Annotated in this window: 17 protein-coding genes; 12 read left to right on the forward strand and 5 right to left on the reverse strand. The window is 66.0% G+C overall.

The genetic code is table 11. The annotated features are described in order from the left end of the window. Positions 1-111: 111 nt before the first annotated feature. Positions 112-1,005 (forward strand): 1-aminocyclopropane-1-carboxylate deaminase/D-cysteine desulfhydrase, encoded by an 894-nt coding sequence (locus tag KSS93_RS11445; protein WP_217888357.1) that lies wholly within the window; start codon positions 112-114, stop codon positions 1,003-1,005. On the opposite strand, the gene KSS93_RS11450 is transcribed toward KSS93_RS11445, so the two are convergent. After that, positions 996-1,541, reverse strand: coding sequence for a cytochrome b (locus KSS93_RS11450; protein ID WP_217888358.1), 546 nt, complete (start codon positions 1,539-1,541; stop codon positions 996-998). The two genes, KSS93_RS11445 and KSS93_RS11450, sit on opposite strands and share 10 nt — an antisense overlap. A gap of 119 nt (positions 1,542-1,660) precedes the next feature. Then, positions 1,661-2,635, reverse strand: a complete 975-nt coding sequence (locus KSS93_RS11455; RefSeq protein WP_217888359.1) for a DUF1853 family protein — start codon at positions 2,633-2,635, stop codon at positions 1,661-1,663. A 44-nt stretch (positions 2,636-2,679) separates the two neighbouring features. On the opposite strand from KSS93_RS11455, the gene KSS93_RS11460 reads away from it, so the two are divergent. From KSS93_RS11460 to KSS93_RS11510, 11 genes are all read left to right on the forward strand, one after another. Further along, on the forward strand, positions 2,680-3,570 hold the full coding sequence (locus KSS93_RS11460; RefSeq protein WP_217842482.1) for an NAD(+) kinase: 891 nt from the start codon (positions 2,680-2,682) through the stop codon (positions 3,568-3,570). Then, complete coding sequence (locus KSS93_RS11465; RefSeq protein ID WP_217888360.1) at positions 3,570-4,541, forward strand: metallophosphoesterase; 972 nt, start codon at positions 3,570-3,572, stop codon at positions 4,539-4,541. The genes KSS93_RS11460 and KSS93_RS11465 overlap by 1 nt, the downstream gene beginning before the upstream one ends. Beyond that, the gene (locus KSS93_RS11470; RefSeq protein ID WP_217888361.1) at positions 4,538-5,413 is read left to right on the forward strand and encodes a rhomboid family intramembrane serine protease; all 876 of its coding nucleotides are present in this window, start codon (positions 4,538-4,540) and stop codon (positions 5,411-5,413) included. The genes KSS93_RS11465 and KSS93_RS11470 overlap by 4 nt, the downstream gene beginning before the upstream one ends. 13 nt (positions 5,414-5,426) lie before the next feature. Further along, a complete protein-coding gene (locus KSS93_RS11475; RefSeq protein ID WP_217842485.1) occupies positions 5,427-5,687 on the forward strand; it encodes a YeaC family protein in 261 nt (86 codons plus the stop codon). Continuing rightward, on the forward strand, positions 5,684-6,514 hold the full coding sequence (locus tag KSS93_RS11480) for a DUF2797 domain-containing protein (RefSeq protein ID WP_217888362.1): 831 nt from the start codon (positions 5,684-5,686) through the stop codon (positions 6,512-6,514). Before KSS93_RS11475 ends, KSS93_RS11480 begins: the two co-directional genes overlap by 4 nt. A 12-nt stretch (positions 6,515-6,526) precedes the next feature. Next, a complete protein-coding gene (pepN, locus tag KSS93_RS11485; protein WP_217888363.1) occupies positions 6,527-9,184 on the forward strand; it encodes an aminopeptidase N in 2,658 nt (885 codons plus the stop codon). 272 nt (positions 9,185-9,456) lie between these two features. Next, positions 9,457-10,473, forward strand: a complete 1,017-nt coding sequence (locus tag KSS93_RS11490) for a YCF48-related protein (RefSeq protein ID WP_217888364.1) — start codon at positions 9,457-9,459, stop codon at positions 10,471-10,473. Continuing rightward, positions 10,470-12,863, forward strand: coding sequence for an efflux RND transporter permease subunit (locus tag KSS93_RS11495; RefSeq protein WP_217888365.1), 2,394 nt, complete (start codon positions 10,470-10,472; stop codon positions 12,861-12,863). The genes KSS93_RS11490 and KSS93_RS11495 overlap by 4 nt, the downstream gene beginning before the upstream one ends. Positions 12,864-13,041: 178 nt before the next feature. Next, on the forward strand, positions 13,042-13,329 hold the full coding sequence (locus tag KSS93_RS11500) for a DUF5629 family protein (protein WP_225917332.1): 288 nt from the start codon (positions 13,042-13,044) through the stop codon (positions 13,327-13,329). Then, entirely contained in the window at positions 13,295-14,422 is a 1,128-nt protein-coding gene (locus tag KSS93_RS11505) for a lactonase family protein (protein WP_217888366.1), read from the forward strand. Before KSS93_RS11500 ends, KSS93_RS11505 begins: the two co-directional genes overlap by 35 nt. A 257-nt stretch (positions 14,423-14,679) precedes the next feature. Continuing rightward, positions 14,680-14,856 (forward strand): hypothetical protein, encoded by a 177-nt coding sequence (locus tag KSS93_RS11510; protein WP_217842491.1) that lies wholly within the window; start codon positions 14,680-14,682, stop codon positions 14,854-14,856. 193 nt (positions 14,857-15,049) lie between these two features. On the opposite strand, the gene KSS93_RS11515 is transcribed toward KSS93_RS11510, so the two are convergent. The 3 genes from KSS93_RS11515 to KSS93_RS11525 are packed head-to-tail and all read right to left on the reverse strand — an operon-like array spanning position 15,050 to position 20,519. Then, positions 15,050-15,643, reverse strand: coding sequence for a glutathione S-transferase (locus tag KSS93_RS11515; RefSeq protein WP_217888367.1), 594 nt, complete (start codon positions 15,641-15,643; stop codon positions 15,050-15,052). Further along, positions 15,640-19,284, reverse strand: a complete 3,645-nt coding sequence (locus tag KSS93_RS11520) for an AAA family ATPase (protein WP_217888368.1) — start codon at positions 19,282-19,284, stop codon at positions 15,640-15,642. The genes KSS93_RS11515 and KSS93_RS11520 overlap by 4 nt, the downstream gene beginning before the upstream one ends. Continuing rightward, the gene (locus KSS93_RS11525; RefSeq protein ID WP_217888369.1) at positions 19,281-20,519 is read right to left on the reverse strand and encodes an exonuclease SbcCD subunit D C-terminal domain-containing protein; all 1,239 of its coding nucleotides are present in this window, start codon (positions 20,517-20,519) and stop codon (positions 19,281-19,283) included. Before KSS93_RS11525 ends, KSS93_RS11520 begins: the two co-directional genes overlap by 4 nt. Positions 20,520-20,653: the final 134 nt, after the last annotated feature.

The following is a 20,653-nucleotide window of genomic DNA, read 5'->3' on the forward strand; positions in this document are numbered from 1 at the left end:
GCGCCAGGCCTGAATTCTGCGCCTGACCTGTGGGAGCTTTAGCCGCGAACACCGGCAAAGCCGGTGCCATCCACCGCGTTGCAATGCCCAGGCAGCTGATAAACTCGTGCCATGCCCGAATTCTCTCTCCCTGACGCCCCCCTGCAACGCCTCGACCTGCCCTGGCTCCAGCCTGCCGGTGTCGAGCTCGCGGCCCTGCGACTGGACCAGATCGACCCACTGATCAGCGGCAACAAGTGGTTCAAGCTCCGCCACCATCTCATCGAGGCTCGGCAAGCGTCGGCCCCTGGCCTGATCAGCCTGGGTGGCAACCACTCCAACCACCTGCACGCCCTTGCCGCCGCCGGCAAACGCTTCGGCTTCGCCACCGCCGGCCTGCTGCGCGGCCACGAGCAGGACACCCCCACCGTGCGCGACCTGCGTGCGCTGGGCATGACCCTGCACTGGCTGGGCTATGGCGGCTACCGCGAGCGCCATCTCCCCGAATTCTGGCAACCCTGGCAGGCCCTGTACCCTGGTTGGCACTGCATCCCCGAAGGCGGTGGCGGCATGCCCGGCGCCCAGGGCTGTGCACTGATCATCCAGCAATGCCAGGCTCAACTGGCCAGTGTGGGTTGGGATGATTACCACGCCTGGTGGCTGGCCGCCGGTACCGGCACGACGCTGGCCGGCCTGGTGCTGGCAGAGGCGGGCCGGCACCCGGTGCATGGCGCCCTGGCGGTGCCGGCAGGCCATGGGGTGGCAGAAACGGTCGCGGGGTTGGTCGGCACTCAGGGCTATGAGTTGCACGACGCCAGCCGTGGCGGCTTTGCCCGCATCGACGACGAACTGCTGGCGTTCATCGCGCAGAGCGAGCGCGAGGCCCATATGCCGCTGGAGGCGCTGTACACCGGCAAGGCCCTGCTGGCGCTGCGCGAACAAGTGCAAGCCGGGCGTTTCGCCCCCGGCAGCCGCCTGGTGTTCGTGCATACCGGTGGCCTGCAGGGGCGGCGCGGTTATTTGTAGGGCAGCATGCGCAGCAGGGTGTTGTCGCGGCGCACATAGTGGTGGTACAGCCCGGCCACCGCATGCAGGCCGATCAGCCAATAGCCCCAGCTGCCGATGCGCTCGTGCCAGCCCTTGATGAACTTGGCCAGGTCCGGGTCGGGGGATGTGATGGCCGGCAGCTCCAGGCCGTAGAACGGGATCGGCTTGTCGGCGGCGCTGAGGATCGCCCAGCCAGCCAGCGGCAGGCCGATCATCATCAGGTACAGCAGCAGGTGCACCAGGTGCGACAGGCCCGTCTGCCAGGCCGGTGGCTTGGGTATGATCGGCGGGGTCGGGCGCGACAGGCGCATGGCCAGGCGCAGCCACACCAGCACGAACACGCTCAGGCCAAGCATGAAGTGCAGGTCTTTCATCAGGTCGCGCTCGGCGCTGCCCTTGGGGAACAGGCCGCGCAGTTCGATACAGGCGTAGACCGCCGCCAGCAGCACCAGCATCAGCCAGTGCAGCACGATCGACGGCCGCGCGTAGTGGGCCGCGGGAGTGGATGAAACCATGGTGGGTCCTCGTCATCAGGTCGGTAGGGGCGCTCTTGCTGGCGCCTGGCGATTATCGTAATGGTTGGCTGTAAAAATTGTGTTGTTCCGGGGCAAGTGCACAGCTCTGCCAACCCCGATCACCCGCCCAGATTCGGCCAGCTGTCGGCCACCAGAAACACCCGCTCGGCCTCCTGCCAGGTGCCGTTTTCATCTTCTTCAAGGCGCACCAGCAACTGCGCCGGCGCCATTTCGTCGAGCCCTTGCAACCAGTCCTCGAACTGCCCTGGCGCCCAGCAACTGCCTGCCTCGACCCGCGCCGGCGCCAGCCAGCTGTGCCTGGCCAGTGGCTGCCAGTGCCCGGCGCCCAGCGGCCAGTCGCGCCGGTGCAGCCAACGCCCGCGCAGGTGCCGCGGGTGGGCGCCTGCCGGTGGTTCGGCATGGCCCGGCCAAGGGTAGAACAAGTAGCCACCCAGCCACAGGTGCGCCTGAGCGTGCTCTATGCCCAGCCCGTGCAAGGCTTCGCGGCTGTGTGGCTGCGCCGAGATCGGCAACTGGTGCCCGGCCAGGTGCGCAAGCTTCAGGCCCAGCCGGTCATGGCAGCCGGGGCCCAGCCACTGCGCGGGGTCCTGGCCATCGCCTGCCGGCGGGCCCAGGTACAGCTTGATCGCCAGTTCCAGGTGATGGTCGCCTTCGCGGTCACGCAACAGAATGTCCAGTTCGCCCAGGGTGCGCCCGCCTTCGCGGATCGCCAGGTTGGCCGCCAGCAGTTCGATGCCCGGGGCCTGCTGCAGGGCGAACTGCCACAGGTGTTCGTAGTACAGGCCCAGGCGCCGGCTGGTCAGGCGCGTGAGCCAGGCCAGCAAGGGCACAGGGTCATGGTCCAGTGCATGCAGCCAGGCGGCCAGGCGCTGAGGTTCATCGGCCCAGGTGCTGCCCGCCAGCGGGTGGCGCTGGCGACACGGGGCATCGCCCAGCAGCGGCGCAGACAGCAGCACCCAGGCCAGGTCGCGCACTGCAGGGTGGCGCAGGCGGCGGGGCAGGGGCTCGAGGTGGGCAAAAGGCGTCATCCAGCGAGCATAGCCGGTTTGCCGCTGGCCGGTCGTTTCGCCCATAATCCCGCTATTGTCACCCCGCCGCAGAGCCTCGCAGGAGCACCATGGAGCAATTTCGCAATATCGGTATCATCGGACGCCTTGGCAGCTCCCAGGTGCTCGACACCATTCGCCGACTGAAAAAATTCCTCCTCGAGCGCCACCTGCACGTGATCCTCGAGGACACCATCGCCGAAGTACTGCCCGGCCACGGCCTGCAAACCTCCACCCGCAAGCTTTTGGGCGAGGTCTGCGACCTGGTGATCGTGGTCGGTGGCGACGGCAGCCTGCTGGGCGCCGCCCGCGCCCTGGCCCGCCACAACATCCCGGTGCTGGGCATCAACCGCGGCAATCTGGGTTTTCTCACCGACATTCGCCCTGACGAGCTGGAAGAAAAAGTCGCCGAAGTGCTCGACGGCCACTACCTGGTCGAAAACCGCTTCCTGCTGCAAGCCGAGGTGCGCCGCCATCACGAGGCCATCGGCCAGGGCGATGCGCTCAACGACGTGGTGCTGCACCCGGGCAAATCGACGCGGATGATCGAATTCGAAATCCATATCGACGGCCAGTTCGTCTGCAGCCAGAAGGCCGACGGCCTGATCGTCGCCACCCCCACCGGTTCCACGGCCTACGCGCTGTCGGCCGGCGGCCCGATCATGCACCCCAAGCTCGACGCCATCGTCATCGTGCCGATGTACCCGCACACCCTGTCGGGCCGGCCAATCGTGGTGGACGGCAACAGCGAGCTGAAAATCGTGGTGGCCAACGACCTGCAGATCTACCCGCAGGTCTCTTGTGACGGCCAGAACCACTTCACCTGCGCCCCTGGTGACACCATCACGGTGAGCAAGAAGCCGCAAAAACTGCGCTTGATCCACCCGCTGGACCACAACTACTACGAGGTCTGCCGCACCAAGCTCGGCTGGGGCAGCCGCCTGGGGGGCAGGGACGACTGATGCTCGATCCGGCGCGCAGTTTCGACATCATCGGTGACGTGCATGGCTGCGCGCACACCCTCGAACGCCTGCTCGATGCGCTCGGCTACAAGCGCACCGGCGGGGTATGGCGCCACCCGCGGCGCCAGGCGCTGTTTCTCGGCGACATCGTCGACCGCGGCCCGCGCATTCGCGAGGCGCTGCACATCGTCCACGACATGGTCGAGGCCGGCCAGGCCTTCTGCATCATGGGCAACCACGAGTACAACGCGCTCGGCTGGGTCACCCCGGGGTTGCCCGGCAGCGACAAGGCCCATGTGCGCGAGCACACCCCGCGCCATGCCCGGCTGATCGACGAGACCCTCACCCAGTTCGCCCAGCACCCCGGCGACTGGCACGACTTCATCAACTGGTTTTACGAGCTGCCGCTGTTCGTCGATGCCGGGCGCTTTCGCCTGGTGCACGCCTGCTGGGACCCGCAACTGATCGCCCCGCTGCGCCAGCAGTACCCCAACGGCTGCATCGACGAGCATTTCGTCCAGGCCTCGGCGGTCAGCGGCAGCTTCGCCGCCACGGTGTGCAACCGCCTGCTGCGCGGCACCGACATGCGCCTGCCTGATGGCCTTACGCTTACCGGTGGTGACGGCCTGACCCGGGCGTTCTTCCGCACCAAGTTCTGGGAGGAAGACCCGCAAACCTACGGCGACATTGTCTTCCAGCCCGACGCGCTGCCCGACGAAGTGGCCCGCGCGCCGCTCAGCCACAGCCAGAAGAACGCCCTGCTGCGTTACGGGGCGGACGAGCCGCTGCTGTTCGTCGGCCACTACTGGCGCAGTGGCCGCCCGGCGCCGATCCGCGACAACCTGGCGTGCCTGGACTACAGCGCCGTGCTGTACGGCAAGCTGGCCGCCTACCGCCTGGATGACGAAACCCGCATTGACCCGCACAAGTTCGTCTGGGTCGACGTCGAACGCCCGCAGGCCAGCCAATGAGCGCGGTCGAGGTATTGCGCCTGCCGCTGTCGGTCGATTTGGCCGGCTTCGTCGCCTTGCTGCGCCGCCTGCAGGTACCGCACCGGGTGGTGGAGGAGGGCGAGGAGCAGGTGCTGTGGGCGCCGCAGGCGATCGCCGCCGATGTGCACGAGCTCTACCAGCGCTACCCCGACGGCAATGCCGACCTGCAGCTTGCCGATAGCGGCTTGCCGGCGCTGGCGCCCACGCGGCCCTCGCTGAAAGAGCAGGCCCGCGCGGCCAAGGTCACCACCTTCACCCTGTTCCTGTGCCTGCTGGTGGCCGGTATCACCAACCTGGGCGACAACCTCGCGACCATTGCCTGGTTCAGCTTCCTGCCGTTCCAGGTGCAGGGCGAGTACCTGTATTTCACAGGCTTTGCCCAAAGCCTGGCCGAGGGCCAGTGGTGGCGCCTGGTGTCGCCGATGCTGCTGCATTTTGGCGTGCTGCACCTGGCCATGAACGGCATGTGGTACTGGGAACTGGGCCGGCGCATCGAGTCGCGCCAGGGCCCGTTGATGCTGCTGGCACTGACCCTGCTGTTCAGCCTGGTGTCCAACCTGGCCCAGCACTTTTCCAGTGGCCCGGGCCTGTTCGGCGGGCTGTCGGGGGTGTTGTACGGCTTGCTCGGGCATGTATGGCTGTACCACAAGCTGGCGCCCAGCCCGCAGTTCAGCCTGCCCCGCGGCGTGCTGGGGATGATGCTGATCTGGCTGCTGGTGTGCCTGAGCGGCGTGGTCGGCAAGCTGGGCTTTGGCGAAATCGCCAACGCCGCCCATGTGGGTGGCCTGCTCATCGGATGCCTGACGGGCCTATTGGGTGGAATGATCGCCCGGCGTAAACTAGCCGCCTGACTGAGGAGACAGCATGTCCACATTCGCGCAAATGATCGAAAACATCACCCCGGAAATCTACGAAAGCCTGAAAACGGCCGTGGAAATCGGCAAATGGTCCGATGGCCGCAAGCTCACCACCGAGCAGAAAGAGCTGTCGCTGCAGGCCGTGATCGCCTGGGAGATGCAAAACCTTCCCGAAGAGCAGCGCACCGGCTACATGGGCCCGCAGGAATGCGCCTCCAAGTCGGCGCCAATCGCCAACATCCTGTTCAAGTCGGACTCGGTACATTGATCGAACTCGCTCGTGGCTCTTTGAGCAAGATGGCGGTGCGTCTGGAAGCACCGGTCGTGCAGTACAGTTTTCGCCTGGACGACACCCAGGTGCCGGTAAACCCGCTGATCGGCCAGTCGATCCGCCTGGAATACCTCGGCGCCATCCACTGCATCCACTGCGGCAAACGCACCAAGACCAGTTTCAGCCAGGGTTACTGCTACCCGTGCATGACCAAGCTGGCCCAGTGCGACGTGTGCATCATGGCCCCGGAAAAATGCCACTACGACGCCGGCACCTGCCGCGAGCCGTCGTGGGGCGAGCAGTTCTGCATGACCGACCACGTGGTGTACCTGGCCAACTCCTCGGGCATCAAGGTCGGCATCACCCGCGCCACCCAGCTGCCCACCCGCTGGCTCGACCAGGGCGCGAGCCAGGCGCTGCCGATCATGCGTGTGGCCACCCGCCAGCAATCGGGCCTGCTCGAAGACGTGCTGCGCAGCCAGGTGCCGGACCGCACCAACTGGCGCGCGCTGCTCAAGGGTGACGCCGAAGTGCTGGACCTGCCGGCCATCCGCGAGCAGATCTTCGACGCCTGTGCCGACGGCATTCGCGGTTTGCAGGAGCGCTTCGGGCTGCAGGCCATCCAGCCGCTGCCGGACGCCGAAGTGGTGCAGATGAACTACCCGGTTCAGGCTTACCCGCAAAAGATCGCGAGCTTCAACCTGGACAAGAACCCGGTGGTGGAGGGCACGCTGCTGGGCATCAAGGGCCAGTACCTGATTTTCGACACCGGCGTGATCAACATTCGCAAGTACACGGCCTACCAGTTGGCCGTGCTCCAGTAAAGGATCGTCACCATGCGTACCGAACAACCGCAAGTGATCTACCTCAAGGACTATCAGGCCCCCGAGTACCTGATCGACGAGACGCACCTGACCTTCGAGCTGTTCGAGGACCACAGCCTGGTCCATGCGCAACTGGTCATGCGCCGCAACCCCGAGCGCGGCGCCGGCTTGCCGCCGCTGGTGCTCGACGGCCAGCAACTGGAGCTGCTGAGCGTGCAACTGGACGACCAGGCGCTGGCCGCCGGCGACTACCAGTTGGACGACAGCACCCTGACCGTGCATCCGCAAGCCGAGCGCTTCACCCTCGACACCAGCGTGAAGATCCACCCCGAGAGCAACACCGCGCTGGAAGGCCTGTACAAGTCGGGCAAGATGTTCTGCACCCAGTGCGAGGCCGAGGGTTTTCGCAAGATCACCTACTACCTCGACCGCCCGGATGTGATGAGCGTGTTCACCACCACGGTGATCGCCGAGCAGCACCGCTACCCGGTACTGCTTTCCAACGGTAACCCGGTCGGCAGCGGCCCGGCAGAAGATGGCCGCCACTGGGCCACCTGGGAAGACCCGTTCAAGAAGCCGGCCTACCTGTTCGCGTTGGTAGCCGGTGACCTCTGGTGCAAGGAAGACACCTTCGTTCGCCAGTCAGGCCGCGATGTGACCCTGCGCATCTATGTCGAGCCGGAAAACCTCGACAAGTGCGACCACGCCATGGTCAGCCTGAAGAAGTCCATGCGCTGGGACGAAGAAGTCTATGGCCGCGAGTATGACCTGGACATCTTCATGATCGTCGCGGTCAACGACTTCAACATGGGCGCCATGGAAAACAAGGGCCTGAACATCTTCAACTCCAGCTGCGTGCTGGCCCGCGCCGAAACCGCAACCGATGCCGCCCACCAGCGGGTCGAAGGTGTGGTCGCCCACGAGTACTTCCACAACTGGTCGGGCAACCGCGTCACCTGCCGCGACTGGTTCCAGCTGTCGCTCAAAGAAGGCTTCACGGTGTACCGCGACGCCGAGTTCAGCGCCGACATGAACTCGCGCACGGTCAAGCGCATCGAGGACGTCGCCTACCTGCGTACCCACCAGTTCGCCGAAGACGCAGGCCCCATGGCCCACCCGGTGCGCCCGGACAGCTTCATCGAGATTTCCAACTTCTACACCCTGACCGTGTACGAGAAGGGCGCCGAAGTGGTGGGCATGGTCCACACCCTGCTGGGTGCAGAAGGCTTCCGTAAAGGCAGCGACCTGTACTTCGAGCGCCATGATGGCCAGGCGGTGACCACCGACGATTTCATCAAGGCCATGGAAGACGCCAACGGCGTCGACCTTACCCAGTTCAAGCGCTGGTACAGCCAGGCCGGCACCCCGCGCCTGGAGGTCAGCGAGCAGTATGACGCCGCTGCGCAGCGTTACAGCCTGACCTTCCGCCAGAGCTGCCCGCAGACCCCGGACAAGCAAGCCAAGCTGCCGTTCGTGATCCCGGTGGCCCTGGGCCTGCTGGACGCCGAGGGCAACGACCTGCCCCTGCAACTGGCCGGCGAAAGCGCAGCCAGCGGCACCAGCCGCGTGCTGTCGGTGACCGAAGCCGAGCAGACCTTCACCTTCGAAGGCATCCAGGCCAAGCCGTTGCCGTCGTTGCTGCGCGGCTTCAGCGCGCCGGTCAAGCTGAGCTTCCCGTACGACCGCGACCAGCTGATGTTCCTCATGCAGCACGACAGCGACGGCTTCAACCGCTGGGAAGCGGGGCAGCAGCTGGCGGTGCAGGTACTGCAGGAACTGATCGGCCAGCACCAGCGCGGCGAAGCGCTCGCCCTCGACCAGCGCCTGATCACCGCCCTGGGCAGCGTGCTGGGCAATGAAGCGCTGGACCCGGCCATGGTCGCCGAAATGCTTTCGCTGCCAGGTGAGGCCTACCTCACCGAAATCAGCCAGGTGGCCGATGTGGATGCTATCCACGCCGCCCGCGAGTTTGCCCGCAAGCAAATCGCCGGGCAGCTGTTCGACGCCCTGTGGGCCCGTTACCAGGCCAACCGCGAGGTATCGCGCAAAACGGCGTATGTTGCCTCTGCCGAGCACTTCGCCCGCCGCAGCCTGCAGAACATCGCGCTGTCGTACCTGATGCTGTCGGGCAAACCGCAGGTGCTGGAGGCGACCCTGGAGCAGTTCGAGCACTGCGACAACATGACCGAACGCCTCACCGCTCTGGCGGTGCTGGTCAACTCGCCGTTCGAGGCCGAGCGCGCCAAGGCCCTCGAAGCCTTTGCCGAGCACTTCAAGGACAACCCGCTGGTCATGGACCAGTGGTTCAGCGTGCAGGCGGCAAGCAGCCAGCCGGGCGCTCTGGCGCGGGTCAAGGCGCTGATGCAGCACCCGGCGTTCACCCTGAAGAACCCGAACAAGGTGCGTGCGCTGGTTGGCGCTTTTGCCGGGCAGAACCTGGTCAACTTCCACGCCGCCGACGGTTCGGGCTACCGCTTCCTGGCGGACCTGGTGATCGAGCTCAACGCCCTCAACCCGCAGATCGCCTCGCGCCAGCTGGCGCCGCTGACTCGCTGGCGCAAGTACGACGACGCGCGCCAGGTGCTGATGAAGGGCGAGCTGGAGCGCATTCGCGCCTCCGGTGCGCTGTCCAGCGATGTGTATGAAGTGGTGAGCAAGAGCCTGGCGTAAGCCTGGAAAAACCGGGGCCGCTGCGCGGCCCTTCGCGGGCAAGCCCGCTCCCACAGGGTATATGCGATTCCTGTGGGAGCGGGCTTGCCCGCGAAGGGGCGCACAGCGGCCCCAGCTGTTTGGGCGGTTAACAAAACATAACGTCCCGCTCGTTGTTTTCTGTCGGACAATCCCGATAGCATGACCAAAAGCTATTCCAGGGCTCTGGAACAGGGTTTTCACAGCACCTGGCAATAGATTGACCCGCGACAAGAACACAACAGGGGGCAGTCATGAGAGAGCGGTTAAAGCCACGCCGCAGGCTGGCGACCGGCGCGATGCTGGCGCTGGTGCTGGGTATCGGCGCCAGCGATGTGGAAGCGGCGGTGGCCGCCGAGCAGTACTCGGTGGAATCGGCCAAGGCCGCACAAAGCCTGCTGATCGGCGCCACTCATGCCGGCAAGCGCCTGGTGGTGGTCGGCGACCGCGGCCACATCCTGTTCTCCGATGACCAGGGCAAGACCTGGACCCAGGCCCGGGTACCCACCCGGCAACTGCTCACTGCGGTGTTCTTCCTCGACGACAAGCGCGGCTGGGCGGTCGGCCACGACGCGCAGATTCTCGCCAGCAGCGATGGCGGCGCCACCTGGAGCAAGCAGTTCGAAGACCTCGAGCGCGAAGCGCCGTTGCTTGACGTGCGCATGCTCGATGCCCAGCGCGGTTTCGCCGTGGGCGCCTACGGCGCACTGCTCGAAACCACTGACGGCGGCCAGCATTGGCAGGACGTCGCCGAGCGCCTGGACAACCCCGACCAGTTGCACCTCAACGCCATCACCCAGGTGAAGGACGCCGGCCTGTTCATCGTCGGCGAGCAGGGCGGCATGTTCCGCTCCAGCGACGACGGCCAGACCTGGAGCAAGGTGCAGGGCCCTTACGAGGGCTCGCTGTTCGGCGTGATCGGCACCGCCCAGCCACGTACCCTGCTGGCCTACGGCCTGCGCGGCAACCTGTTGCGCAGCACCGATTTCGGCGACACCTGGCAAGCCATCGAGCTCAAGGCCGAACGTGGCCCCCTCGAATTCGGCCTGGCAAGCGCTACGCTTCTCGAAGATGGCAGCCTGGTGCTGGTGGGCAACGGCGGCAGCGTGCTGCGCAGCACCGACGACGGGCAGAGCTTCAGCGTGCACAATCGCAGCGACCGCATCGCCCTGGCAGGCGTCAGCGGCCTGGCCGGTGGTGGCCTGCTGCTGGTGGGGCAGGGTGGGGTACATCTGGCCACCGCCAACGGCGCAGAGGAGGCACGCCCATGACCAGCCGGGAGAGCTTCGACATGCAGCACAAGGACAAGGCCACCCTGCTGGAACGGCTGATCTTCAACAACCGCCCGGTGGTCATCGCCATCTGCGTGCTGGTGAGCATTTTCCTGTTCTGGCAGGCCACGCAGATCCGCCCCTCCACCAGCTTCGAAAAGATGATCCCGCTGCAGCATCCGTTCATCGAGCAGATGATGCAGCACCGCAACGACCTGGCCAACCTGGGCAACACCGTGCGCATTTCGGTGGAATCGACCAAGGGTGACATCTTCGACAAGGACTACATGGAGACCCTGCGTCAAATCCACGACGAGGTGTTCTACATCCCGGGTGTCGACCGGGCCGGCCTCAAGTCGCTGTGGAGCCCCAGCGTGCGCTGGAGCGAGGTCACCGAGGAGGGCTTTTCCGGCGGCGAGGTGATCCCCAACACCTACAACGGCTCGCAGGACAGCCTCGACACCCTGCGCGACAACGTGCTCAAGTCTGGCCAGGTGGGGCGCCTGGTGGCCAACAACTTCAAGTCCAGCATCGTCGACATCCCGCTGCAGGAAAGCTACCCCGACCCGCAAGACCCGGGGCGCCAGGTCAAGCTCGACTACCAGCAGTTCTCCCACCAGCTGGAAGAAAAGATCCGCGACAAGTTCCAGGCGCAGAACCCCGACGTGAAGATCCACATCGTCGGCTTCGCCAAGAAGGTCGGCGACCTGATCGACGGCCTGGTGATGGTGGCGATGTTCTTCGGCGTGGCGCTGGTGATCACCTGGGCGCTGCTGTACTGGTTCACCTGGTGCATCCGCAGCACCATCGCCGTGCTCATCACCACCCTGGTGGCGGTGGTCTGGCAGCTGGGCCTGATGCATGCCGTGGGCTTTGGCCTGGACCCGTACTCGATGCTGGTGCCGTTTTTGATCTTCGCCATCGGCATCTCCCATGGTGTGCAGAAGATCAACGGCATCGCCCTGCAGTCCAGTGACGCCGACAATGCCCTCACCGCCGCCCGGCGCACCTTCCGCCAGCTGTTCCTGCCGGGGATGATCGCCATCCTGGCCGATGCCGTGGGCTTCATCACCTTGCTGATCATCGACATCGGGGTGATCCGCGAGCTGGCCATCGGCGCCTCCATCGGCGTGGCGGTGATCGTGTTCACCAACCTGATCCTGCTGCCGGTGGCCATCAGCTACGTGGGCATCAGCCAGAAGGCCATCGCCCGCAGCAAGAAGGACGCCACCTGCGAGCACCCGTTCTGGCGCCTGCTGGCCAACTTCGCCAGCCCCAAGGTGGCACCGGTGTCCATCGCCCTGGCCCTGGTAGCCTTCGCCGGCGGCCTGTGGTACAGCCAGAACCTGAAGATCGGCGACCTCGACCAGGGCGCCCCGGAGCTGCGCCCGGACTCACGCTACAACCAGGACAACAGCTTCATCATCAGCAACTATTCCACCAGCTCCGACGTGCTGGTGATCATGGTCAAGACCCCGGCCGAGCAGTGCTCGGTGCACGGCACCATGGCGCCGATCGACGAGCTGATGTGGGCCATGGACAACACCCCCGGGGTGCAGTCGACCATCTCGCTGGTGACCGTCTCCAAGCAGGTCATCAAGGGCATGAACGAGGGCAGCCTGAAGTGGGAGACGCTGTCGCGCAACCCGGACATCCTCAACAACTCCATCGCCCGTGCGGACGGCCTGTACAACGCCGATTGCTCGCTGGCGCCGGTGCTGGTGTTCCTCAACGACCACAAGGCCGAAACCCTGGAGCGGGTGACCGCCGCGGCCAAGGCCTTTGCCGACAGCCACAACAAGGACGGCCTGCAGTTCCTGCTGGCGGCCGGTAACGCCGGCATCGAGGCGGCCACCAACGAGGTGATCAAGTCGGCCGAGCTGACCATTCTCATCCTCGTCTACCTGTGCGTAGCGGTGATGTGCATGATCACCTTCCGCTCCTTTGCCGCCACCCTGTGCATCGTGCTGCCGCTGGTGCTCACCTCGGTGCTGGGCAACGCGCTGATGGCGTTCATGGGCATCGGCGTGAAGGTGGCCACCCTGCCGGTCGTCGCGCTGGGCGTGGGCATTGGCGTGGACTACGGCATCTATATCTACAGCCGCCTGGAAAGCTTCCTGCGCGCCGGCCTGCCACTGCAGGAGGCCTACTACGAGACCCTGCGCTCCACCGGCAAGGCGGTGCTGTTCACCGGCCTGTGCCTGGCCATCGGCGTGTGCACCTGGATCTTCTCGGCCATCAAGTTCCAGGCCGACATGGGCCTGATGCTGACCTTCATGCTGTTGTGGAACATGTTCGGCGCGCTGTGGCTGCTGCCGGCGCTGGCGCGCTTCCTGATCAAGCCGGAAAAGCTGGCGGGCAAGGAGGGTGGGTCGATCTTCGCCCATTGAGGGGCCGTTCAAGGGTGAAATGGGGCTGCTTTGCAGCCCTTCGCGGGCAAGCCCGCTCCCACAGGTGAGGTGCAGGCTCTAAGCCCAGCGCCGTACCTGTGGGAGCGGGCTTGCCCGCGAAGGGCCGCAGAGCGGCCCCATTGGTTATAATGCCCGACCCATTTTTTCGGACAAACCCATGACCCTCGCCACCGCCCTCGCAGCCTGCGACATGCTCCTGATCGACGGCCTGCACGCCTTCGACTTCACCTTCGACGACACTGGCCTGACCATCGAGTGCATGGACGGCCGCCAGCTGCGCCGCTGGGCCTTCACCCCCGAGCAAGTTGCTGCCGCCACCGGTGCCGGCGATGACTGGCAGCTGGCCTCTGCCGAAGGCGAGCATCGTCTAGTCTGTATGAGTGCCTTCCGCGCCCCGGACGAAGAAGACGATGAACCGCAAATGGACGAGCCTGCTGAGCGCTAGCCTGATGACCCTCGCACTCGATGCCCACGCCGCCGTGCTGCTGGTGGGCAGTTACACCGATGGCGCCAGCCAGGGCATCTACCGCTACGACTTCGACACCCGCAGCGGCCATATCGCCAAGACGCCGCAACAGGTGGTCAAGAGCGTCAGCCCGTCGTGGCTGGTGCTGTCGGCCGACCAGCGCCAGCTGTTCGCGGTCAACGAAACGCCCCAGGGCCACGTCAGCAGCTTTGCCGTGGATGCCAAGGGCCAGATCACCCCGCTGAACCAGGTGTCGAGCCAGGGCGACGAGCCCACCCACGCCAGCCTCAGCCACGACCAGCGCTACCTGTTCGTCGCCAACTACGCCGTTGCCGCAAACCCCGGTGGCAGCCTGGTGGTGATCCCGGTGATGAAGGACGGCAAGCTCAAGCCCGTGGTGCAGCAGGCGCGGCACGCGCCGAGCAAGGTCAACCCCGAGCGCCAGGCCGGTGCCCATGTGCATTCGCTGGTGCTCTCGCCGGACGGCCAGCACCTGTATGCCTGCGACCTGGGGGCGGACAAGGTGTTCATCTACCGCTACGACGGCGCCAGCCCCGACCACCCGCTGAGCCCGGCCATTCCCGCTTCGGTAACGCTGCCGCCCGGCAGCGGCCCGCGCCACCTGCTGTTCGACGCCAAGGGCCGGCATGCCTACCTCACCCTTGAGATGAGCGCCGAAGTGGTGGTGTTCGAGGTGCAGGAGGGCGCCCTGGGCGAGCGCCAGCGCCTGCCGTTGACCGAGAGCAAGGACACTGCCGCCAAGGCCGGCGGCGGTTTGCACCTGTCGGTCGACGGGCGCTTTCTGTATGTGAGCAACCGCGGCACTGCCAACCAGATCGTGGTGTACGCGGTGGGCAAGAACGACGGCCAGCTCACCTTGCTGCAGCGCCGCTCGGTGGAGGGCGACCACCCCCGCGAGTTCGCCCTGGACCCGACGGGCAACTTCCTGCTGGTGGCCAACCAGAAAAGTGACCGGATCGTGGTGTTCAAGCGTGACCCGCGCAAGGGCACCCTCGGTGAAGTGGTGCAGACCTTCGACCAGCCGGCGCCGTCGGACCTCAAGTTCCTCTAGGCGATCACCCAGCCCTGCGGGCTGCGCTGTCGCGCAGAGAACAGGTCTCGCAGATGCATCGTGCTCCTGTGGGAAGCGGCCTTGCCGGCGATGAGGCCAGTACAGGCAGCACAAGACAGTTGCTACCACAGGAATTATCGATCTGGGTGATATCCGCTACTGCTGCAATGAATTTCAGCCAGCGGCCGCATCGGCGTAAGTTTTGACCCAAGGCCCAGACGGGCCAACGTCAACCACCGAAACCGAGGTCCGCCATCATGAATTTCAACCTGTTCCCGGTCATCGCCGCTTCCGCCATTTCCGCCTCCGTCGTACTGCCGGCCCATGCGCAGGCCGACCAGGCCGGCAAGCTACCCACCACCCACAGCTACACCGAAAAATACCTGCAACAGAGCGCGCACTTTCACGCAGCATTGAGCAAGCACTCGCACTGAAAGGGTAAAGGAGTTGGTAATAGCACAACGCCATATGTTTTAATTTGACGCTGTATTTTTGACTCTCCGAAGGGGCAGAGCATGATGTGGCGTATCACGGCGGTAGTGCTGTTGCTGATGTCCGCGCCGATTCTGGCGATCTGATCAATACCTGTTACCCGTAGGAGCCGGCAAGCCGGCTTCTGCGGGGCGACTACTTGGCCATCACTTCCTTGAACAAGGCCGATGCCAGCCAGCCTTCCAGCCAGCTCCGCAACCGCGGATAAGCCGCCTCGGCGAACCATTGAGGTTCGACCCCGGCAAACTGGCGCATCAAGGGCAGCAAGGCGGCATCGGCCAGGCTCGGGTGGTCGGCCAGCAGGTAGCGCCTGCCTTCGAGCAGGTGCTCCAGTTGCGCCAGCCAGGCTTCGGCCTGGCTGCGGTAATGCTCCCGCGAATGCTCGGGGTAGCGCTCGGCGTACTTGTACAGGTTCACCTGCGCTTTGAAGGCGCTGTCGTTGTGCGCAATCAGCGCCTCGGCCTGCTCGGCCGCAGCCGGGTCGGCCAGCAGGCGCCAGTCCTGCGGGTCGTGCCGGGCCAGGGCCCAGCGCATGATGTCCAGGCTTTCTTCCAGCACCCCGTCACCGGTGTCGAGCACCGGCACCGTGCCCTTGGGCGACAGTGCCAGCAGCTCGGCGGGCTTTTGTTTCATCTGCACTTCCACCACCTGCACCGCGCAGCCGGCGTAGCGCAGCGCCAGGCGTGCACGCATGGCCCAGGGGCAGCGGCGGAACGAGTAGAGAATCACCCGCACACCTCAACGTCGCTCAGGCCATTGCCCTTGCGGCGCACCTGGATCTGTACCGGGATACGCTCGTGCATCTCCTGCACGTGGGAGATCACCGCCACCTTGCGGCCCTGGGCCTGCAGGCCGTCGAGGGCGTCCATGGCCAGTTGCAGCGACTCGGGGTCGAGGCTGCCAAAGCCCTCGTCGATGAACAGCGACTCGATGCGCAAGGTGCTGGAGGCCATCGACGCCAGGCCCAGGGCCAGGGCCAGCGACACCAGGAAGGTCTCGCCGCCGGACAGCGAGTGCACCGAGCGCATTTCATCGCCCATCTCGGTATCCAGCACCAGCAGGCCGAGGGCACTGCCGCCGCGCTTGAGGCGGTAGCGCCTGGCCAGTTGGCGCAGCTGGCTGTTGGCGTGGTGCAGCAGCAGGTCGAGGTTGTAGCCCTGGGCGATCTTGCGGAACACATCGCCTGAGGCCGAGCCGATCAATGCGTTCAACCGCGCCCAGCGCTGCCACTGGCGGTAGGCCTGGTCGATCTGCTCGGCCAGGGCCTGGCTGGCTTGCTGGCGGCGCTGGTCTTCGGCCTGGCGGGCGCGCAGCTCGGCGCACTGGTGCTCCTGGGCGGCCAGTTGTTGCGCCAGGGTTTCGAGGTTTTGCTCCAGCTCTTCGGCGGGCAGCTCGCCATGGGCCTGGGCGCTGTGCTGTTGCAGGCGCTGTTCACGCTCCTGCAGCAGTACCCGGCCTTGCTCGACGGCTTTTTCAGCGTGCTGCAATTGCTGGCGCAGCTCGGCTACCTGGGCGTCGTCGATGGCCAGCAGGCGATCGAGGCCGCTGTCATCCAGCTCGGGGTGCTCCGCGCGCCACTGGGCGATAGTGCCTTGCAGTTGTTGGTGTTCCTGCTCCAGTGCCTGCTGGCGCTGGTGGTTGGCTTTCAGCTCGCCGGCCAGTTGCACGCCCTGGGTGTGCAGCGCCTGCAACTGCTGCGCAGTGTCGGCTTCGTGCTGGCGGGCCTGTTCCAGCTGGGTGTCCATATGCTGTTGCCAGGCCTCGGCGCTGGCCTGCTCGCCCAGCAGCTCGGCGAGGGTCGCAGCCACCTGCTGGCGCTGTGCGTCCAGCGTGGCGAGCTTGTGCTGCAGCTGCTGCAAGGCTTGCTGGCGCGCCTGCTGCTGGTCGTGCAGTTTGTCCAGCTGCACCTGGCGGGCTTGCTGTTCTTGCTGCTCATCCTGGCGCTGGTCGAGCTGCTGGCGGCGCTGGGCGATCTGCTGGTCCAGGCCGAGGAAGGCGTTGGCCGGGTCGTCGCGCAGGGCCTCAAGGATCTCCCCGGGCAGCACGCTGGCCAGGTCGTTCAGGCCTTGCTCCAGTTGCTGCTGGTCAGCCGCCAGTGCCTGATGCTGCTGGTCGAGGTGGCGCTGGGCCTGCTGCTGGGCGTCGCTGGCAGCCTGCAACTGCTGGGTCAGGCGTGCGGCGTCCCTTTGCAGGCCGAGCAGGGCGGCCTGGCGCTTCTCGTCGCGCTCGATCTCTTCGCCCAGGCGCCGTAGCTGGCCGTCGAGCCAACGGCTGCGGGCCTGGTCATCCTGCGGGGCGAGGGCTGGCCACAGGGCGTGGGCCTGCACCTGCGCGGTCTGCGTCTGCAACTGCTCGCCAAGCTGAGCCTGTTGCTGCTGGTAGTCCTTGAGCTGGGCATTGACCACGCCCAGCTGGGTGCGCAGCTCCACCAGTGTGGTGTTGAGCTGCTCCACCTGCTTTTGCGCGGCGTCTTCTTCGGCCTGGTCATGCCGGCCGAGGCTGTGCAGCAGCGCTTCGGGCTGGTGGAACGGGTGCTCGGCGCTGCCGCATACCGGGCAGGGTTCGCCATCGCGCAGTTGTGCGCGCAGTTCCTCGACGCTGGTGTTGCGCGCCAGGCGCTGGCGCTCGAGCAACTGGCGGGTGAGGGTCAGGGCCTGCTCTGCGGCTTCCAGTTCGGCCTTGGCCGCAGTACCTTCGGTGATCAGTTGCTGGCGCTGCTGCATGGCCTGCTGCTGGCGCTCGCGCAGGCTGTCGAGGCCTTGGCGCAGTTCCAGTTCGCGGCCGTGCAGGCGTGCCAGCTCTTCGACTGCGCGCTGCTGCTTGCGGTTGTCCTGCAGCATGCCGCCCAGCAGGTCGATCTGCTCGGCCAAGGCGCCGGGTTCGGCGCCGGCTTCGCGGAACAGCAACTCGAAGCTGTCGCGTTGCCCTTGCAACTGGGCAGTGGCCTGGCTGGCCTGGGCTTGCAGCCCGGGCAGCTCTTCGCGGCCCTTGGCCAGGCGCCCGCCAATCAGCATCACTTGCTTGAGCTGCGGCAGGTAGGCCTGCCAGGCATCGGCCAGGCTGGCCAGGTGGCTGCTTTCGGCCAGGGCGCTGTCGATCTGGGCCAGCTGTTGCAGGCTGCGTTGCTGGTTGTCTTGCAGCTGTTGCAACTGCTGCTGGCCCTCGCTGACCTGCTGTTCGGCCTGCTGGCAGGCTTCGCGCAGTTCTGTCTGCTCGTTATCCAGGCGCGCCAGGTCGCCCTGGGCGGCGAACGCCTGGCGCAGGTGCGGGGCGTTTTCGCCGTGCAGGCGTTGGCTTTCGGCCAACAGCCCACGTGCAGCGCCCAGCGCCTGCTCCTGTTCGGCGGTGCTGGTTTTCAGGGCGTCCTGCTGAGTTTGCTGCTGGGTGATCTCATCGAGCAGCGGCGCCAGTTGCGCAGCCAGTTGCTGCTGGCGATGGAACTGGTGGCGCTGCGGCGCCAGGCGCTCCAGGCGTTGCAGGTCGACACGCTGCTCACCCAGTTGCTGCCACTGCTGCTCGGCCGCTTGCAGAGTCTGGCTGGCTTCGCCGTGCTGGGCCTGCAACTGGCGTTGCTCGTTCAACCAGGCGCGCTGCTGCTCCAGCTGGCGCTGGTGCGCCTGGTCGGCCTTGAACTGCTGCTGCGCCTGCTCCAGTTGCTGGTCCAGTTCGGCGCGGGCTTCTTCGGCCAGGGGCAGCAGGTGCTCGGCCTGTTTCTTCAGGTCGTTGTGCGCCTCGCCGGTTTCCCGGGCCTTGCTGAAGGCGCGCTGGCCGAGGCGGGTGTAAATGGCGGTGTTGGTGAGCTTTTCCAAAAGCTCGCTGCGCTCTTTGTCGTCGGCCTTGAGGAAGGCGCCGAACTCGCTCTGGGCCAGCATCACCGCGCGGGTGAACTGTTCGAAGTTCAGCCCCAGGCGCGCCTCGACCAGTTGCTTGTAGTCGTTCTTGCCGCTGGCCAGCAGTTGCTCGGCGTCCAGGTCGTAGAAGCTCTGGCGGCTGTGCTGCAGCTTGCCGTTGGCTTTTTCGCGGGCGCGGTTTGCCTCCCAGCGGGCGCGGTAGCGGCGCCCGTCGATGCCGACGAAGTCCACTTCGGCAAAACCGCTGCCGGTGCCCCGGCGCAGCAGGTTGCGCGGGTCGGAAGTGGGGATTTCACCATCGGCGTCGGGCACCTTGGCTTCCCGGGCGATGTCGTTGAGCCGCGGTACGTTGCCGAACAGCGCCAGGCACAGGGCGTCGAGCAGAGTGCTCTTGCCAGCGCCTGTAGGCCCGGTGATGGCGAACAGGCCGGCGCTGGCCAGGGGCTCTGCGGTGAAGTCGATATCGATGGGGCCGGCCAGGGATGCCAGGTTCTTCAGGCGGATGGCGAGAATTTTCATGGCTGTTCCTCTTCGTGCAGCACGTCCTGCAGCAGCTCGGCGAAATCGGCCAGGGCCTGTTCGTCGACGGCGCTGCCGTAGGCCTGTTGCCAGGCGCGGCCGAACAGGTCCTGCGGGGTCATCTGGGCGAGTTCGACGAAGGCCTGTTCTTCGTCCTCCTCACGGCGGCTGCCGGCGTATTCGGCGCTGATGCGCACCAGGCGCACGGCCTTGCCCTGCAGGGCGGTTTCGATCTGCTGGCGCAGGTCTGGCTGGGGTTCATCCAGCAGCACGCGCACCTCCAGCCAGGGCTGGCGGTTGGGGTCTTCGAGCAGGTCGATCACCGGCAGGTCGGCAAGCTGTTCAAGCAGCTCGGCCAGCGGCGCCGGCCCGACCCGGCGCAGCGCCACCGCGCGCGGCACCAGGCGTGGCTCGACGCTGACCAATTGGCTGCCCTCCAGCTCCACCTCCAGCACCTGGTGCGGGTAGTTGATTTCGGCGAACGACAACGGGATTGGCGCGCCGCTGTAGCGAATGCGCTCCTCGCGGTTGACCTTCTGCGGCTTGTGCAGGTGGCCCAGGGCGACATAGCCGATGGCCTTGTCGAACAGCCGCGCCGGCAGCGCCTCGGCGTTGCCGATGATCAGGCTGCGCTCGGAGTCTTCGCTGATGCTGCCGCCGGCCATGTGCGCGTGGCTGATGGCCACCAGCGCCTGGTCCTTCTTGCGCTTTTTCAGCGCCGCCTCGATCAGTTGCTGGTGCACCTGGGTGATGCCCTGCAGGTAGTCATCCCCCAGCGCCGGGCCGGTCACCTCTGCCGGGCGCAGGAAGGGCAGGGCCAGGCACCAGGCCTCGACCTTGCCGCGGGCGTTGGTCAGCGGTATCAGCAAACGCTCGGCATCCAGCTGGCCTTCGTCGAGCCAGTGCACCCGGCCCAGGGCGTGGGTGCGCAGGCGGCGCATCAGCGGCGCCGGCAGCTCGATGCGCGAGCCGGAGTCGTGGTTGCCGGCGATCATCACGATATCCAGCTTGGGCTGTTGCTCGTGGGCCTGGACGATGAAGTCGTACAGGCGCTCCTGGGCTTTGACCGGCGGGTTGACGGTGTCGAAGATGTCGCCGGCAATCAGCAGCGCATCGGGCTGGCGCAGGCGCAACTGGCCCAGCAGCCAGTCGAAGAAGCAGGCATGTTCGAAGTCGCGTTCCTGGCCGTGCAGGCTCTGGCCCAGGTGCCAGTCGGAGGTGTGAAACAGACGCATGGGTGACCTGTTGATATCGAGTCGGGCGTGGCTTGAATGGGGGCTTGCAAGGGCGCGTATGGTAACCCAAGTCGGTGAGTTGCATGGGCAGTGCGAGGGTTTGCTTGTTGGTAAACCTTCAAGGTGATTAAATA

The organism is Pseudomonas xanthosomatis (genome assembly GCF_019139835.1).
Lineage (GTDB): Bacteria > Pseudomonadota > Gammaproteobacteria > Pseudomonadales > Pseudomonadaceae > Aquipseudomonas > Aquipseudomonas fakonensis.

Bases quoted from the DNA above. Each gene is read 5' to 3' on its own strand.
- KSS93_RS11490 (WP_217888364.1), top strand. From the start codon at position 9,457: ATGAGAGAGCGGTTAAAGCCACGCCGCAGGCTGGCGACCGGCGCGATG.
- KSS93_RS11450 (WP_217888358.1), bottom strand. From the start codon at position 1,541: ATGGTTTCATCCACTCCCGCGGCCCACTACGCGCGGCCGTCGATCGTG.
- KSS93_RS11525 (WP_217888369.1), bottom strand. From the start codon at position 20,519: ATGCGTCTGTTTCACACCTCCGACTGGCACCTGGGCCAGAGCCTGCAC.
- KSS93_RS11465 (WP_217888360.1), top strand. From the start codon at position 3,570: ATGCTCGATCCGGCGCGCAGTTTCGACATCATCGGTGACGTGCATGGC.
- KSS93_RS11505 (WP_217888366.1), top strand. From the start codon at position 13,295: ATGAACCGCAAATGGACGAGCCTGCTGAGCGCTAGCCTGATGACCCTC.
- KSS93_RS11455 (WP_217888359.1), bottom strand. From the start codon at position 2,635: ATGGGCGAAACGACCGGCCAGCGGCAAACCGGCTATGCTCGCTGGATG.
- KSS93_RS11470 (WP_217888361.1), top strand. From the start codon at position 4,538: ATGAGCGCGGTCGAGGTATTGCGCCTGCCGCTGTCGGTCGATTTGGCC.
- KSS93_RS11500 (WP_225917332.1), top strand. From the start codon at position 13,042: ATGACCCTCGCCACCGCCCTCGCAGCCTGCGACATGCTCCTGATCGAC.
- KSS93_RS11445 (WP_217888357.1), top strand. From the start codon at position 112: ATGCCCGAATTCTCTCTCCCTGACGCCCCCCTGCAACGCCTCGACCTG.
- KSS93_RS11460 (WP_217842482.1), top strand. From the start codon at position 2,680: ATGGAGCAATTTCGCAATATCGGTATCATCGGACGCCTTGGCAGCTCC.
- KSS93_RS11495 (WP_217888365.1), top strand. From the start codon at position 10,470: ATGACCAGCCGGGAGAGCTTCGACATGCAGCACAAGGACAAGGCCACC.
- KSS93_RS11520 (WP_217888368.1), bottom strand. From the start codon at position 19,284: ATGAAAATTCTCGCCATCCGCCTGAAGAACCTGGCATCCCTGGCCGGC.
- KSS93_RS11510 (WP_217842491.1), top strand. From the start codon at position 14,680: ATGAATTTCAACCTGTTCCCGGTCATCGCCGCTTCCGCCATTTCCGCC.
- pepN (WP_217888363.1), top strand. From the start codon at position 6,527: ATGCGTACCGAACAACCGCAAGTGATCTACCTCAAGGACTATCAGGCC.
- KSS93_RS11475 (WP_217842485.1), top strand. From the start codon at position 5,427: ATGTCCACATTCGCGCAAATGATCGAAAACATCACCCCGGAAATCTAC.